14 protein-coding genes are annotated in these 16843 nt (G+C 52.2%); 12 read left to right on the top strand and 2 right to left on the bottom strand.

The annotated features are described in order from the left end of the window. Nucleotides 1-44 precede the first annotated feature (44 nt). The 4 genes from PGL01S_RS08935 to PGL01S_RS08945 all read left to right on the top strand — a co-directional run bounded on the left by PGL01S_RS08935 (nt 45) and on the right by PGL01S_RS08945 (nt 5852). The gene (locus tag PGL01S_RS08935; protein ID WP_127493637.1) at nt 45-4391 is read left to right on the top strand and encodes a pectate lyase-like domain-containing protein; all 4347 of its coding nucleotides are present in this window, start codon (nt 45-47) and stop codon (nt 4389-4391) included. Between the two features lie 106 nt (nt 4392-4497). Further along, entirely contained in the window at nt 4498-4953 is a 456-nt protein-coding gene (locus PGL01S_RS08940; protein ID WP_127493639.1) for an SRPBCC domain-containing protein, read from the top strand. 160 nt (nt 4954-5113) lie between these two features. Further along, complete coding sequence (locus PGL01S_RS30790; protein WP_164775417.1) at nt 5114-5281, top strand: hypothetical protein; 168 nt, start codon at nt 5114-5116, stop codon at nt 5279-5281. Nucleotides 5282-5465: 184 nt separating this feature from the next. After that, nucleotides 5466-5852, top strand: coding sequence for a GIY-YIG nuclease family protein (locus tag PGL01S_RS08945; protein ID WP_127493641.1), 387 nt, complete (start codon nt 5466-5468; stop codon nt 5850-5852). A gap of 153 nt (nt 5853-6005) precedes the next feature. Here PGL01S_RS08945 and PGL01S_RS30795 read toward each other — a convergent pair whose 3' ends face one another. Continuing rightward, nucleotides 6006-6170: a hypothetical protein gene (locus PGL01S_RS30795; RefSeq protein WP_164775418.1), complete on the bottom strand. Its 165-nt coding sequence runs from the start codon at nt 6168-6170 to the stop codon at nt 6006-6008. Between the two features lie 98 nt (nt 6171-6268). On the opposite strand from PGL01S_RS30795, the gene PGL01S_RS08950 reads away from it, so the two are divergent. From PGL01S_RS08950 to PGL01S_RS08970, 5 genes are all read left to right on the top strand, one after another. Further along, nucleotides 6269-7798 carry a spore germination protein gene (locus tag PGL01S_RS08950; RefSeq protein WP_244935548.1) on the top strand — a complete coding sequence of 510 codons (1530 nt, stop codon included), beginning with the start codon at nt 6269-6271 and terminating at the stop codon, nt 7796-7798. A gap of 2 nt (nt 7799-7800) precedes the next feature. Next, the gene (locus PGL01S_RS08955; protein WP_127493643.1) at nt 7801-8988 is read left to right on the top strand and encodes a Ger(x)C family spore germination protein; all 1188 of its coding nucleotides are present in this window, start codon (nt 7801-7803) and stop codon (nt 8986-8988) included. Next, nucleotides 8985-10097 (top strand): GerAB/ArcD/ProY family transporter, encoded by a 1113-nt coding sequence (locus PGL01S_RS08960; protein WP_127493645.1) that lies wholly within the window; start codon nt 8985-8987, stop codon nt 10095-10097. The genes PGL01S_RS08955 and PGL01S_RS08960 overlap by 4 nt, the downstream gene beginning before the upstream one ends. A gap of 83 nt (nt 10098-10180) precedes the next feature. Beyond that, nucleotides 10181-10786, top strand: coding sequence for a pentapeptide repeat-containing protein (locus PGL01S_RS08965; RefSeq protein WP_127493647.1), 606 nt, complete (start codon nt 10181-10183; stop codon nt 10784-10786). An 85-nt stretch (nt 10787-10871) separates the two neighbouring features. Beyond that, nucleotides 10872-11729: a TolB family protein gene (locus PGL01S_RS08970; RefSeq protein WP_127493649.1), complete on the top strand. Its 858-nt coding sequence runs from the start codon at nt 10872-10874 to the stop codon at nt 11727-11729. 81 nt (nt 11730-11810) lie between these two features. Here PGL01S_RS08970 and PGL01S_RS08975 read toward each other — a convergent pair whose 3' ends face one another. Further along, nucleotides 11811-12698, bottom strand: coding sequence for a LysR family transcriptional regulator (locus PGL01S_RS08975; protein ID WP_127493651.1), 888 nt, complete (start codon nt 12696-12698; stop codon nt 11811-11813). Between the two features lie 168 nt (nt 12699-12866). Between PGL01S_RS08975 and PGL01S_RS08980 the strand changes: the two genes are divergently transcribed. Genes PGL01S_RS08980 through PGL01S_RS08990 form a run of 3 tightly spaced genes read left to right on the top strand, consistent with a single transcriptional unit; the run spans nt 12867 to nt 16782 of the window. Next, entirely contained in the window at nt 12867-14006 is a 1140-nt protein-coding gene (locus tag PGL01S_RS08980) for an ABC transporter substrate-binding protein (protein ID WP_127493653.1), read from the top strand. Beyond that, entirely contained in the window at nt 14006-15700 is a 1695-nt protein-coding gene (locus tag PGL01S_RS08985) for an ABC transporter permease (RefSeq protein WP_127493655.1), read from the top strand. Before PGL01S_RS08980 ends, PGL01S_RS08985 begins: the two co-directional genes overlap by 1 nt. After that, on the top strand, nt 15697-16782 hold the full coding sequence (locus PGL01S_RS08990) for an ABC transporter ATP-binding protein (RefSeq protein ID WP_127493658.1): 1086 nt from the start codon (nt 15697-15699) through the stop codon (nt 16780-16782). The genes PGL01S_RS08985 and PGL01S_RS08990 overlap by 4 nt, the downstream gene beginning before the upstream one ends. The last annotated feature ends 61 nt before the right edge of the window (nt 16783-16843 follow it).

The raw sequence follows: 16843 nt of genomic DNA on the forward strand, positions 1-16843 counted from the left end.
CCTAGACTTCCATCCAATAAGATTTGGGAGGTAAAGAGGCAATTATGAAGAAGATGAAGAAGGTGACGGCCGCCGTTTCCGCGTTGGCGCTTGCCATCAGTCTTAACACCGTCTATCCCGCAGTCACGCATGCTGCCATTCCGAGTTCCCCCGCTAACTCCACGATTTTTGGTCCTAATGTGTATGTCTTCGATCCATCTATGTCCAAACCCGATATTGAAAGCGTTACCAGCGCCGTATACGGCAATCAGGAAAGAAACGAATTCGGCGACGAACGTTATGCGCTGCTCTTCAAGCCGGGTGCCTACAACGTCAATATGAATGTCGGCTTCAACACATCCGTAGCGGGTCTTGGTCAGAACCCGGATGATGTTACGATAACGGGCCCTCTAAACGTCGATGCCAAATGGGATAACGGCAATGCTACCCGAAACTTCTGGCGTTCCATCGAGAACGTGAAGATCGCTCCGGCAGATCCGAATGCAACCGTCAGATACGCCGTCTCACAGGCGGCCCCGATGCGCCGCGTGCATGTCGTAAGCAAGGATATGCATCTGTTTGATTTTACGGCATCCTGGGATGCGGGCTGGGCTAGCGGCGGATATCTGGCGGATTCTAAGATCGACGCCAATATTATTCCGGCTTCCCAGCAGCAATGGTTCTCCCGCAACAGCGAATGGAACAGCTGGTCGAACGGCGTATGGAACATGGTGTTCGTCGGGGATAAAAACGCGCCTTCCGGCGATTTCCCGGATCCTCCTTATACAGTCATCGATAAAACGCCGGTTGTGAAAGAAAAGCCTTATCTTTACGTCGATAACCAAGGACACTACCAAGTGTTTGTTCCTTCGCTCGAGACGAATACGCAAGGCGTCAGCTGGGCGAACGGCCAGACGCCGGGGCAGTCGATCTCCATCGATGATTTCTATATCGCGAAGCCAGACTCGGCTACTTCGGCAGCTATTAACGCCGCTTTGGAGGATGGGAAAAACCTGTTCTTCACCCCTGGCATTTATCATTTAAGCGACACGATTCACGTAACTAACCCGAATACCGTTGTATACGGCATCGGACTGCCGACATTGATCCCGGATAACGGGCAGGACGTCATTGTTATTGACGATGTGGACGGAGTTAACGTATCCGGACTTGTTATCGAGGCAGGCGAGCAAACCTCCTCTACGCTACTGAAGGTAGGTGAACCGGGCAGCGCAGCCGATCACTCGGCCAATCCGATCTTGCTCTCCGATGTGTTCTTCCGCACCGGCGGTCATGTGAATGGCAGCAATGACACGGCCCTCGAAATTAACAGCAACGATGTCATCGGCGATCACTTCTGGATCTGGCGCGCCGACCACGGAGCCGGAGCAGCGTGGACATCCAATGTCTCGAAGAACGGTCTTGTCGTTAATGGGGACGACGTTACCATCTACGGTCTATTTAACGAGCATCATAATGAATATCAAACGGTCTGGAACGGCAACGGCGGACGGTTATATTTCTATCAATCGGAAATCCCCTACGATGTTCCGGATCAACAATCCTGGATGAGCCATAACGGAACGGTTAACGGTTACGCCTCTTACAAAATCGGCGATCAAGTAACCAGCCATGAAGCGTGGGGGCTTGGCATTTATTCGTATTTCCGGGATGCGGCGGTTAAGCTGGAGAACGCGATTGAAGCACCGGCTAATCCGGGCATCAAATTGCATAATCTGACGACGATTTGGCTGAACGGAACCGCAGGCAGCGAGATTACGCATATAGTCAACGGCAACGGCGGAAGCGTAACCTCCAGCAGCAACATGAGACAAACGATGAAATTGTTCGTGGGGGGCGACGCGGAAGCGCCAACCGCTCCAACTGGCTTGATCGCAACGCCGGTATCCAGCAGTCAGATTAACCTCAGCTGGACGGCTTCGACCGATAACGTTGGCGTTGAGGGTTATGAGATATACCGGAACAACACGCTGATCGGATCTACGATTGCTACCGCATACAACAGTACGGGATTAAAGGCGTCGACCGGCTATACGTATAAAATCGTAGCAAAAGACGGAAGCGGCAACCGTTCGGCAGCCAGCAGCCCGGCAACGGCCGTAACGCCGGAAATATCCGGCGGCGCGCTTGACCGCACAGGCTGGACGGCGGAATCGTCGCCTTCCAGCGGAGATGCTCCGGCCAATATGTTCGATGGAGCAGGAACCCGTTGGAGTGCGGGAGTTCCGATGGCAAACGGCCAGTATATCATCGTGGATATGAAAACGGCAGCGGATATTACGAAGATTGTAACGGAATCGAGCGGGTCCGATTATGCCAAGAGCTATGAAGTATACGTATCCGCGGACGGCACGAATTGGGGAAGCAACGCAGCCAGCGGCAATGGAGCAAGCGGTGCAACAACCATTAATGTCACGGCCGCGGGCGTCCGCTATATCAAATTGGTTCAGACCGGTACATCCGGCAGCTGGTGGTCCATCAATGAATTTAACGTATACGGCGTATATCAGAATACGCAGGTGGACACAACTGCGCCGGATACCGCAATTGTTTCTTCACCGGCAGCCGTATCGGGCGACAGTACCCCGTCGTTTACGTTCGGCAGCAATGAAGACGGATCAACCTTTGAGTGCAGCCTGGATAACAACGGTGAATATTACGCAGCTTGTACTTCGCCGGTTACTTTTTCGAAGCTTGCGGACGGCTCTCATACGCTGTATGTTCGCGCGGTAGATATTTTTGGCAATACGGACGAAACGCCCGTCCCGTATACGTGGGTGATTGATACGGTGAAGCCGGTGATTACGATAAACGGCGACCCGGTTATTCAATTGGAGAAGGGAACGGCTTACACCGATCCCGGAGCAGCTGCTACGGATAATCATGACGGGGATTTAACCGGGCAGATTACGGTTACGGGAACGGTTGATCCAACAACGGCAGGAGACTATACGGTTCAATATAATGTATCCGATGCCGCCGGCAATGCCGCCGTTACCGTAACCCGTACGGTCCGCGTGCTGGAGCCGGTCGTGTCGGAAGGACCTTCCGCTACGATTACCGGCGCGCCTAATGCCCTTTCGAACAGCAGCTCGGCTTCTTTCAGCTTTATAAGCAACGAGGAGAATGCGACTTTTGAATACAGCTTGGATGATTCGGACTGGACAGCGTCGGCTTCACCTCTCGTATTATCGGAGCTTGCCGACGGACCACATACCTTGCAAGTTCATGCCGGGAATGGCCAAGTAACAGGCGAAGCCGCATCGTACACTTGGACGATAGATACGGTGAAGCCGGTGATTACGATAAACGGCGATGCGGAAATTCAGATCACGAGAGGCACGGCTTATCAAGATCAAGGAGCAACGGCAACGGACAGCAGACAAGGAAACTTAAATAACGTTGTTACAACAGGCGATGTTGTAGATGTAAATACCGTTGGCGTCTATACGATTCACTATAACGCGACTGATGATGCCGGCAATGCCGCCGACGAAGTTAGCCGTACGGTGCGGGTAGTAGCTCCGCCTCCGGTGATCAGCGGTCCATCGCTATCCAGTGATGCCAATTTGAAAGCCATCAGCCTGTCCGCCAAAGGGCAAGCCATCAGGTTGTCTCCAGCTTTCAGCCAGTCTACTACCGACTATACGGCTGATACGGAAGCTGATCAAGTAGAGATAAGCGCGACTGTATCGGATTCCAAGTCAAGAATAGGGCTCAAAGTAAACGGCCAGGTTCCGGCATCGCAAAGCTCCGTTCATCTAACGCTTGGAGCTAACGTGCTGGAGTGGACGGTAGCAGCGGAGAATGGCAATACAAAAACGTATAAAGTGACCGTTACCCGCATAGCAGTTCCGGCTCCGGTCTTTAAGGATCTTCAGGGGCATTGGGCGGAGGAACTGATCAAGCAAGCTGCGGAGAAAAAGATAGTGAACGGCTATGCGGACGGTACGTTCCGTCCGGACAATACCGTTACGCGTGCCGAGTTTGTCGTTATGCTCGTGAAGGCACTGCAGCTTCCGGTCTCAAGCAAGGAAGTGGCGTTTACCGACGGAGCAACCATTCAGGAATGGGCCGAAGATTCGATTGCAATCGCCGTCAATGCCGGTATGATAAACGGCTATGCCGACGGAACCTTCCGTCCGGACGCTGCCATTACCCGTGCGGAGATGGCGGTTATCATTGCGCGTATCCTCCAATTGCCGGCAGCTTCCGCCGGGACTACGGGATTCAGCGATGATGAGGCTATTCCGGCATGGTCGAAACAAGCGATAGAAGCGTTAAAGCAAGCAGGAATCCTTAACGGGCGCGGAGACAATCTGTTTGTGCCAAACGGAACGGCTACGCGCGCGGAGGCTGTTGTGCTGCTGCTCAGGCTTCTGGAGCAATAGGCAGCTAGAAAACCACGTCCACCTGCGTGGTTTTCTAGTATTAATTTCCATATTAAACATGGTATGCTTAATCGCGTAGATTAATAGATGATGGGATGTGAAAAGAATGGCCGAAATTACGGCAGGTCGTAATCAGCTTACGTTTGATATTGTTATTCAGGCTGCACCAGAGGATGTATGGGCAGCGGTTGCCACTTCAGAGGGGACTCAGGCAACCTTATTCGGCTGCACGATGCAATCCACTTTTGAGCCGGGAGCGCGAATTGAATTCCGCGGGCAAGGGGCGGACGGAGACAACACGCTGCATGTTTACGGTTTTGTACGCAGCTATGAACCCAACCATGAATTTGCTTATGAACAGCATGCCGCACCGGCTTACGATCCTCATCATGAGACAAATTATTGCGATATGCACTTCCGTATTTTGCCTGAAGGCGAGACAACGCGATTGATTCTTACCTGTGACTGGACGGCTGGCAATGCCGGCTATGAGCATGCCAAGGCCACTTATCCCGAATCCGATTATATGGATGGGATTAAGCGTTTTGCGGAATCGCGGTAATCGCCTTTTTTGAGGCAAGCATGACAAGCGCATACGCCATGCGGCTCTTGTCCCACAAGCGTTCGGAATTTTTATTAACGGCACCTTGCATCCCGCAACCACCTCGGGGCTAGTTGTAACCGACGGTCAGCAAGTCAATGACGTAGGGGCAACGGCTATAATGCGTCTAGCTGCCAATGATGTGGTCGAGCTTCGGGCGCTTATCCCTGCGACCAGCACTCAGACCGCAATCAATATTAGTGCGGTCATCCAATACCCTCCGTTTGGCGGCGTAGCCGACCAGCCTATCGTCAGCGCGTCGCTTAGAATCATCAAGCTGACCGCTTAATCGAATTTTTTGTTATCTTTGCAAGGCTAGACAGGATTGTCTAGCCTTGTTTGTTATGTCCGGGTTTGTTTATCGGTTGCGTGGTTCATTGCAGCGGTTGACGCCTAACTGCAACGTATGCTAATCTTGACTACGTTACTTATTTAGTAAATTAGTAAATAAGTATGAAGGAGATGATGAGCAAATGGAGAAACAGCGCAAGCGCGAGCTAGGGACGGCTTACGCCCAGACCTTCCGGAGAATGGGTGTTTATCAGATTCGGAATACGGAGAACGGGAAAATTCTGGTACTTGGCTCAATGGATTTGGATGGAGCAAAGAACCGGCTCGCCTTCATGCAGCAGACAAACATGAACACCGTATTCGAATTGCAGCAGGATTGGAACAAATACGGGGGAAGCTGCTTTGTTTTTGAAGAGCTGGATTCGATCAAGCCGCGCGAAGAGAATGTGACGGACCGTTCCGAGCTGAAAAAATATCAGGCGGAAGTGGATGCTCTACTCGAGCTTTGGATCGAGAAGCTTCAGCCCTATGAAGAAAAAGGCTATAACCGCCGGCCGCGCGCGAATTAAATCGTAACAACCTGTCATTCGATAATATACGGAACAACCCGCGACTTCCTTTGGAGGCTGCGGGTTGTTTTTGCATTCCGTGCGAATAAAACAAGCAGCAGGGATGCATACTAGCGGTGTATTTTTCACATTATTTCCAATTTTCGTTCTAAATCAATTCTGCTTGCTGCTGCGGCGGTTCTTGGCATTTCTTCTAATCACGTACCAGACGATAACCGGGGACAGGAAATTCAGTGCAAGCAGGGAACCGAAGATCAGCCACAGGAACCATTCGGTATTTAACATCTTCTGATAGATCCAGGAATGATAGAAATTCATAAGCCAGCTCCTAGCATGATATGTAAACCAATGTTTACCAGTTATTGTGATCGATCGCGGTTAAGCCTATACCACCTTAAGGGAAGAGGTGAGGGACTTTGTCCTCTATACAGGAATTGCTTAAAGGAGCCTTCAAGCCATCCGTGAAGGAAAATGCGGCTGTACTTGATCAGATACTGGGTAATAGCGCTGATGTTCAAAAGCGTGATTTTCTGCTATGCGGCAAAGCCGGCTCACCGGGACTTTTATGCTTTATGGACGGGCTTGCGGATACAACGCTTGTAGAGGCCATCGTCCGGGCGCTTGTCGTGACCGGCAGCCAATTAAACCGTGAACCGGCGGAGCTCGCAACGGCCGAATCTATCCGGACAAGCTTGTTGTTTAACGCCACCGTTAAGGACTGCCCGAATGTGAGAGAAGGCATTAACGGGATTCTCTCGGGCGATACGCTGGTTGTTGTCGAAGGACTTGATCAGGCGCTGCTTGTCAGCACGAGGGGATGGAAGGATCGCGGAGTAGAAGAGCCTTCCTCTGAAAATAACGTGCGCGGGCCGCGGGATGGCTTTATGGAAAGCATTCGTACGAATACGGCTCATGTACGGAGGCGGATTAAAGATCCGATGCTGCGTTTCGAATCGATGGTCATCGGCACCAGGTCTCAGACGGATGTAAACATCGCCTACATTTCCGATCTTGTCAAAGAAGGGCTGGTTGACGAGGTCAAAAGCCGTCTGAATCGGATTAAGATCGATTCTGTTATGGAGAGCGGCTATATCGAGGAGCTAATCGAGGATGCGCCGCTGTCCATGTTCAACACGGTACAAAGCACGGAGCGGCCGGACAAGGTCGCTTCCGCGCTGCTTGAAGGCAGGGTGGCGATCTTTATCGACAATACGCCGGTTGTTCTAATTGTCCCGACCTTCTTCTGGCAGTACATTCAGGCGCCCGACGATTACTATAACCGTTATTGGGTAGGAACCTTTTTTCGTATTGTAAGATATTTTGCTTTCTTGATAAGCCTCATGCTGCCCTCCGTATACGTAATGCTGGTTTCGTTCCATCACGAGATGATCCCAACCTCGCTGGCCTTGACGATTGCGTCCGGACGGGAGGTCGTACCGTTCCCGGTACTGTTAGAAGCGCTTATTATGGAGCTTGCTTTCGAGCTGATGCGTGAAGCGGGCTTAAGAATGCCCAAGCCGATTGGTCAAGCGGTCAGCATCGTAGGCTCGCTCATTATCGGCCAGGCTGCCGTACAAGCGGGTCTTGTGTCGCCGTTTATGGTTATTATTGTTGCGATAACGGGGATTTCCTCCTTTGCCATTCCAAGCTATTCCTCGTCGCTTGCGATTCGGATGTTCCGTTTCCCGCTGATGATCGCATCGGGATTCCTTGGCTTGCTTGGTTTTTCGACGATGTTTTTCGCGCTTCTCCTTCATGCGTTATCCATCCGTTCGTTCGGCGAATCGTACTTGGCGCCGGCAAGTCCTTACCGTCCTACCGATCAGCGGGATACGATGCTGAGACTTCCGATGTGGATGCTGGATGAGCGTCCTGGATTTGCCCAGGATGTTGACCGCATGGGGGATAATCAGATGCCCGCAACGCCTCTGCAAAAGGGTGAATAAATATGAGAACGTTTCTTCTGATTTTGTTGTTCAGCTCCATGCTACTGCTTGAAAGCTCCTGCGTGGGATTAAGGCAAATTAACGAGTTGGCTATTGTAACCGCCGTTGGAATCGATACGGGAAACAAGCCGGGGACGGTAAAGCTGTCCGCCCAGATTATCCGTCCAGCAGACGCCCGCGGACAAACCGGCGCTCCCGCCGGCGGCACCGGGCAGCCGATTTATTCAATCTCGGCGGAAGGGAATACGATCTTTGACGCTATCCGCAACTTAGGCCGCTTCTCGTCCCGCAGAGTCTACTGGGCTCATAACTTCATGATCGTATTGAGCGAAAGCTATGCCCGGCAAGGAATTCGAGACATGGTTGATTTCTTTACGCGTAATCACGAGCTTCGAATGAATACGTGGGTTGCTGTCACGTCCGATAAGCCAGATGAATTGATTTCAACCATTACTGGGATTGAGGTTGTGCCGGGGGAAGCGGTAGACAAGCTGTTCCGCAACAACCAGGTTGTCGGACTGGCGCCGGGCAGCAATATGATGAATCTGGAGGAGGCTTTGCTCAGCACTTCTGCCCAGCCGGTTGTCGCAAGACTGCAGCTGCAGCCAAGGGGGATCTCGAATAAAAAGCCGGAAGAGCACGGATCGCTCAAACAAGTCGAATTGGCCGGGGCAGCGGTATTCCGGGAGGATAAAATGATCGGTTGGCTGACGCCAAAGGAAGCACGCGCTGCCTTGTTTTTTCTCGAGAAGCTGGAGAGCGGGATTGAGGTCATAAACTGTCCGAACAATGAGAACAGGCGGTTGACGCTGGAGTTCAAAAATGCGCATATGTCCGTGAAATCGTTTTATGAAAATGAGAAGCCCAGGTTTCAAATCCGTCTAAAGTCAGCCGCGGATATCGTGGAGAGCGGATGTAATGTTCCAGTAGAACAATTGAGGGATGCAGCAGACGCCAGCCTGGAGAAATTGATGAAGCAGCGGATCGAGAATGTGCTGGACAAAGCACAGAAGCAGCACCATTCCGACTTTCTGAAGCTAGGCGATATCTTTCGGAATAAATACCCTCAGGAATGGAAGCGTGTAGGCAAGGACTGGAATCAAATATTTGCCGAAGCGAAATTCGAAATCGAGACAAACGTGGATGTGAAATCGGCAGTTGTCAAAGCAGCGGGGGACGGGATCAAATGAAAACCTTCAGAATATCCAACGGGATGTTTATCGCGATGATCGTTAATCTCATATTCGTAAAAGCGATTGGCGTGACGCAGGGCGAGCTTGCCCGGGTGATCGGCTCGGATATGTGGATCGCTACGTTCATCGGGATGCTGCAAGGGATAGTCATCATGTATATCACCTATCTGGCCCTCAGGAAAACCCCTGACCGGGATTTTATCTCGCTTGGCAGCGCCATGCTGGGAAAGTGGTTCGCCGCCCTGGTTGCTCTGGTCATTTTCGTATTTTACCTGGCTGCCTTTGGACCGATTATGATTACCTACGTCTATCATCTGCAGGAATATTTTCTGCCGGAGGCACCTATTTCGCTATTTATTATCGCCTCTTTGCTAGTCGGAGCGCTTGGCTGCTATTACGGCCTTGAAGTTATTGCTAGAATTGCCTTGGTTGGGCTGCTCTTTATCTTTTTCCTGAACGGGCTGATCATCATCGGCTCTACTCATGAGTTTGATATGCGCAATCTGCTTCCGGTGCTTGAAAGCGGTCTACCGCAAACGGCGGCGGCAAGCCTGCACTTCGACGCGGATTGGGCTATGGCGACAATGCTTGCGGCCTTGATCTACCCTCATGTGAAGGATGTGAAGAAATACGGCGCCAAGCTGGGCATTATCGGGATTGTGACAAGCGGGTTGATCATTGTCATTTGGGCTATTCTGGAGGGCGCCGTGCTTTCGGGAGAAGTTACCGCCCAATATACGCTTTCCTGCATGAAGCTGGCCCGTAATGCGCATATCGGCAATTTTCTGCAGAGGTACGAGATGATCATGATTGCCCTTTATTCCATCTCCGCCTTGTTCGAAGTGATGTTCTGCGTATACGCGACGTCGGTCTGCGCGAGCCGGGTATTCGCCTTAAAAAGCAATAAGCCGATGATTATACCGGTATGCCTCATCCTTGGCGCCTTTGGTTATTGGGTGGTGGACGATCATTTCTGGGCGCTTAAATACCTTGAGTTTTATTGGCCGAGAGTAGCGCTTCCGATTGCTTTTGGGCTGCCGGTGCTACTGCTTCTCCTGAGGCTGCTGTTCGGTAAAAAGCTTCAGAAGGCGAAGCCCGCGACGTAGTTAAGCTTGCTACTCTATCCTTGTTCACCTACAATCGAATTTAGGATATTATCGGAGCTTGACGTGGGAAGAGGGGAAGAGCCATGCAGACTTATACCGATCGGCAGTTTGAAGGCGTTGATTTCAGCGGGGAAGATTTCAGGGAAGCCGAGTTGACGCGCTGCGCATTCATAAAATGCAAGTTTATCGGCGCTCGGTTGGAGGAAGCTATTACGACGGGCTGCAAGTTCGAGGAATGCGATTTCCATGGCGCCGCGCTTAATGCTTCCGTGCATACCGAGTCGGCGTTTACGAATTGCTTGTTGGAAGGAGCAAATCTGTTTGTCGCAAAGTTCACGGCCTGCAAAATGACCGGCTCCGACTTTACGCGTGCCGAGCTGAGCGGAATAACGATTGTTAAAGGCGACTGGTCCTATACGAACCTCAGGCATGTAAAGCTGGACAAGCAAAATCTGAGGGATATCCGCTTCGTGGAAGCCGATTTGATGGGAGCTTCGCTCGAGAAATCCGATCTTCGCAAATGCGATCTGACAAGGGCAAACTTGACGCAAACGAACTTAAGCGGCGCGGACTTGCGGGGGGCCGAGCTTGAAGGCGTACCTTGGAAGACGGTTAATCTTAAGGGAGCCCGGATGGATACCATACAAGCGATTGTGCTGCTCAGGTCGCTAGGCGCTAAGGTAGAATGATGAAAGCGCATTAAAAATCTGCTAGGATAGAGTGGTTAGCACTTATCCTGTCATCATTTCATCATACATAAGGGGAGAAGCGGAAATGGCGGAATCTTCGGGCATTACGAGCTTTCTGGAAACAGTGGATATAGAATCCGGCGAGCGGAGCGTCCTGGCGTCTTTCGATTATCTGATTGAGGCGCCGAACTGGACAAGCGACGGCAAGACGCTTATTTATAACAGCAAGGGCCGGATATACAGCTTTAATATTGAACAAGGGACCAGCACGGAGATCCCGTCCTCCTTCGCCGTGCATTGCAATAACGACCACGTATTGTCACCGGATAATACCCGTCTTGCGGTCAGCCATCATACGAGAGAAGACGGACAATCCCGTATTTATACGTTCCCGCTGGAGGGAGGAGATCCCGTTCTTGTCACTCCGATGGGACCAAGCTATCTGCACGGCTGGTCGCCGGATGGCCGAACTCTTGCTTATTGCGCGGAGAGAAACGGACAGTACGACATTTATACGATACCGGCAATCGGCGGCGAAGAGACGCAGCTCACGAATACGCCGGGACTCGATGACGGTCCCGAATATTCGCCGGATGGCGGCTATATCTGGTTCAACTCCGTCAGAACGGGCCTTATGCAGGTGTGGCGAATGAAGGCCGACGGCAGCGAGCAGACGCAAATGACGTTCGACGAGAGCAACAGCTGGTTCCCTCATGTGTCGCCGGACGGCAAGCAGGTTGCTTATATCACCTACCGTAAGGGGGATGTGGCACCGGGAGATCATCCGGCCAACAAGCATGTGGAGCTCCGTCTGATGGACAGCAATGGCGGAGAATACCGGACGCTTGTTAAGTTGTTTGGCGGACAAGGGACGATTAACGTCAATTCCTGGTCGCCGGACAGCCGGAAGCTTGCTTTTGTCAGCTATCGTTTGGAATCCTAATACGGAATTATAAAAGCCGCTCTACGCCTGCCTTTTGAAAGGGGGCGATAGAGCGGCTTTTTCCTGTCTTCAGCAAGTCCTCTATAGGCAGGAATGCTTCATAAACTGGATGAAGGAGCGGACATGGAAAGCCATAATATCGGCCTTTCGGAAGGCCAGGCAAATATGGCGCTGCTGCACGTTTCCCGGCAGCTCGCGAAGCACCAGCTCCTTCGCCTGCACCTCTCTTGTCACGCTCCGCCAAGGCAGCATGCCAATGCCAATCCCGTGCTTGACGGATTCCTTGATCGTCTCGATCGCCCCAAGCTCCATGATAACCCTCCATTCCAGGCCGTTATCCCTAGCCCATAGCTCGGACAACTCTCTGGAAGTAGAGCCGTGTTCATGCAGAAGGAAGGATTCATTCTTTAAATCTTCAACAAGGATGGTTTCTTTGTGGGCAAGCGGATGATTATAAGGCAGCACCAGCTTCAAATCGTCATCCGCCAGCGGAATAATCTCGAGATCGTCGAAGGGGCGGACGATCAGCGATACAACCGCGACATCAACCTCGAATTCTCTCAACAGATTGATAACGGTACCTGCCTGCTTTACCGTCATTTGCGGCATAACCTTGTCGTATTTAGCTTGAAAGGCAGCTAAATAGGGTGGGAGGAAATAGGTAGCGGGCGTATAGCTTGCCCCTATCTTCAGATGCCCCCGGCCCTGCTCCCGGTGCTCCTTCATCAACTGGCTGGACTCATCCAATAACGCGCATATCCGCTTGGCATAAGGCAGCAAGGTTTGTCCCGCATCCGTCAGGCGCAGCTGCCGGGGATGCTTATAGAACAGCTCAACGCCTAGCGACTCCTCGAGTTTTTTCAAATGAAAGCTTACCGTTGGCTGTTTAAGCTGCAGCTCGGCTGCAACCTCGGTTAAGGTAGACAGGCGTGCGGCATGGGCAAATACGCGAAGCTGCTGAATATTCATCTTAGGCTCATCTCCTTAACTCTTCTTGTCATACTATAGATAATTTCGATGAAGCTATCAATATGGATAGATGTTATTTAATATAACTTTATCATTCACTTAATCTTCCATTTACAATCCGTCGTTAATCTGAGAATGAAAGAAAAAGACATTGGAGGGGTAAGAGAAATGGCAAACGGATATAAAATGAAGGGTCTTATGCTTGTCAGCGTCTTGGCGGTAACAGCAGCACTTTCGGCGTGCGGAAATAACGGCAATAACGAGGCTAATACGGCAGCAACGGGCAACGGCGCAACAAATGCCTCCGCAACAACGGAAGCAAGCACGGAGCCATCAGCGGATGCAGCGGCTAGTCCGTCCGCGGCGGATGCAAGCAAGGATGAGCCTCTCGTTGTATATTTGAATGATTTCGACGATATCGTAAAACCAATGTTCGAAGAGAAGACAGGCTATAAGCTGGAGATCGTTTCCGGCAACGGCGCCGAGATCGCTTCCCGTATCGAAGCGGAAAAAGGCAACCCGCATTGGGACGTCGTATGGATGGACTCGATGCCAACCATCGACCAAATGGGAAAAAACGGACAGCTGCTCGACAACTGGACACCAAGCAATCTGGATGGATTGACGGATTTCGCGAAGACGGTCGTTCCGGCGAACAACACCTACTTCCCTACGGGCGCGCATGCCGCATCCGTTATCGTCTATAACACGAAAGCATTTGACGCAAACAGCGCTCCCAAAACATGGGATGACCTGCTTGACGCGAAATATAAAGGCGTAGTAGGCATGGCCGATCCGGCAGTAGCGGCACCTGCCTATCCGTTCGTAGCGTGGTTCTTCCAATCCAAAGGCATGGATCAAGGCAAAAGCTACTTCGAAGGGCTTCTGAAGAACGGCGTTCATGTGTATCCGAAAAATCCTAACGTCGCTAAAGCGCTGACCGACGGCGAGATCAAAGCGGCAGCTCTTCAAGAAAGCAATGCGTATACGCTGAAAAATTCCGGCGAACAGGTTGATATTGTCTGGCCGGCAGAAGGCGCGCCTGCATCGGTACGCGTGGCAGCGATTCAAAAAGAGTCCAAGCATCAGGAAGCGGCAAAAGCATTCATTGAATTCCTTCTTGATCCGGCAACCCAGCAGGCGCTTATCGATAAAGGCGACGAGAGTTATTTCGAGCCATCGGTAAAGGGCGTTAACGCAAAAGCCGACCGTGCGGCAGACGCAAAGCTGCTTGTAGCGGAGGCTGGCTGGGCGGGCGAGCATGAAGGCGAAATTAAACAATGGTTCGCGGATAACGCGGTGAAATAATGCTGCGACTTCAATCACAAGGAAACCGGACTGGCTGGCTCGTGCTGGCCGTCCTGTTTCTTCTTATTCTGCTGCCGCTTATTGCCGTCGTTATTCAGGTACTCCTGCCTGGAGTATTTTTTGGTCATTTCGAGCTTGGCGATTTATCGCTTTTGCTGGATGTATTCCGGCGGCCGCTTTGGTATGTTTCCCTGAAAAATTCGGTCATTCTTGGCATTGGAACCACGGTGCTAGCCACAATGATCGGTACGGCCATCGCGATGGCCAGATCGAACTGGGCCTTCCGCGGCGCCAAGCTGCTTGACTTTGCCGTATGGATTCTGATTATTACGCCATCCTTTATTTTGGCGCAGGGCTGGGTCATGTTTGCCTCTGCAGACGGACTTGCCGCCAAGTGGCTGGGCTGGCATAGCCTGCATTCGTTTATTTTTCAGCCAATCGGGCTTATTGCCGTCATGACGCTCAGCAAATTCCCGCTTGCTTATTTAACCGTCTATTCCGCGCTCGAGTGGAAGGTAGACCGGCTGAGCGAAGCCGCGCGGTTGTCGGGCGGGTCCAGCTGGACGGTATGGCGTACGATCCAAGCGCCGCTCCTGCTTCCGGCCATTTGTTCCGGAGCCATGCTTGTCTTTATGGATACGGTAGGCGACTTTGGTCTCCCGGCGTCTATCGCGACCATTTTCCGTTTTCCAACCTTGCCTTATTCGATTTATTCAGCGTTATACACGTCGCCGATCCGGTTCGATATGGCCGGGGCGTTATCGTTCTATCTCGTGCTTCTCATTGCCCTGGCGATGAGCGTACAGCTGTATGCCATGCGCAAGTCGCGTTATGATTTCCTGTCTTCGAGAGCAACGCGCTCAGAACCGAAGAAACCGCGTAAGGGCGGGATTTATCTCGTTATTGGCAATATCGTGTTTCTTGCCGTCGTAATCGGTATTCCGTTCGGCTCCAACCTGCTGATGTCTATTTCGGGCAGCTCGACCGCCGGCAAAGGGCGCGAGTTGACGTTCGAACATTATAAAGCTTTATTTGCCGGTAATAACCGCACGTTGCTGGAAGGACTTGTCCATTCGCTGGAGATTGCGGCCGTAGCAGCCGTTATCGGCCTGTTTGTTGGGTTCCTTGTCGCGTACGTTCTGACGTATTCGCAATTCAAGCTGCGCAAAACCATTGATGTCATCTCGCTGATATCGCTCGCCGTACCCGGAATCGTGCTGGGGATCGGGTATATCTTCATCTGGAATCAGGCATGGCTCGAAAAGATTGGACTTCTGCTGTACGGAACGCCTTGGATTCTGATTCTGGCTAGCGTAGCCGGCGTGATTCCGGTTATTACGCGCGTAGTGGTCGGAGCGATGGCGAAGGTGCCAAGACAGCTACTATCGGCGGCGCAGATGCAGGGAGCATCGTTCGGCCAGAGGGTTACCACGATTCTGATGCCTCTAATAAAAGGGGCTCTCCTATACGCGGGTCTGGCTGCCTTTGGAGCAAGCGTATTTGATCTGGCTATCTCGTCCATTCTGTATCCGCCTAACTTTATGACGCTTCCGGTTGTCATTAACAAGGCATTCGAGGATCTCAAGTTTGGATATGCGGCGGCGGCAACGCTGACCGGCGGGGGAATTGTCATCTCGATCATTGCCGTAATGGAATTGCTTATTAAACCTTCAAGAAAGCGGGTAAAATCATGACGAATACGATACTGGAAGTTAAACGGCTGGGCAAATCGTTTGGTTCCCATACCGCGCTGCGGGATATTAACTTCTCGGTGAGCCAAGGGGAGATTATCAGCGTGCTAGGACCGTCCGGGTGCGGCAAATCCACGCTGCTCCAGCTGATTGCCGGCCTCCAGCAGCCGGACGAAGGCGAGATCCGCCTGCGCGGCGCAACGGTTGCGTCGGTATCCCGGCTGGTTCCGCCTGAGAAACGCGGCATCAACATGGTATTCCAGGATTACGCGTTATGGCCGCATATGACGATCTATGACAATATCGCTTACGGCCTCCGCAGGCAAAAGGTAGCGGCAGCGGCCATCCGCGAACAAATCGCGGAGCTTGTAGCACTCCTGCATCTGGAGGGGCTGGAGGATAGGCTTCCGCCGCAATTGTCCGGCGGACAACAACAGCGGGTAGCTATCGCGCGTGCGCTGGCAACCAAGCCGGATCTGCTGCTGCTTGACGAGCCGCTCTCCAATCTGGACATGCGGCTCCGCATCGAGATGCGCTCGGAGATGGCTTATTTGTTCCGTCAGCTCGGCACAACCGTATTCCATGTGACGCATGATCCCGATGAAGCCTTTGCCATGGCCGATCGTCTTATTATTATGCGGGCTGGCGCCGTTGACCAGATTGACCGGCCGCAAATTTGCTACGACCGTCCCGCAACCTTGTCCGCAGCCATGCTGCTTGGAGCGGGCAATCGCCTGAAAAGCAAGCTGGTCAGGGAGGGGGAGCATACAACCGTACGGATCGCGGGACAAGAAATAGTAGGCACGTCACCAGGCTCTCCCGGGGTACAACGAACAGATCTGGTTGATCTGCTGTTCCGTCCGGATTCCGCCGAGTGGAGGTCCGTGCCAACGGCTTCGGCGAACCAGCTGCCCGTCCAGGTGCTGCATAGCGTATTCGAAGGGAAACGCTGGCGCGTGCTTGCGAAGACATCCGACGGACAGCCGATCTCCTTCCTACACGACGAATACCTGGATGCGGGAGAGGAAGGCAATCTGCATATCAGCGCTTCCGACGCGTTCGTGTATCCGCAGCAATCGGCATAAAGGCATTCAAAAAGAGACAACCGTCCATGCGGTTGTCTCTTTTTGGTCTAATTAGCACCAC

It is taken from the genome of Paenibacillus glycanilyticus NBRC 16618 (genome assembly GCF_004000805.1).
In the GTDB taxonomy this organism is placed as follows: domain Bacteria; phylum Bacillota; class Bacilli; order Paenibacillales; family Paenibacillaceae; genus Pristimantibacillus; species Pristimantibacillus glycanilyticus.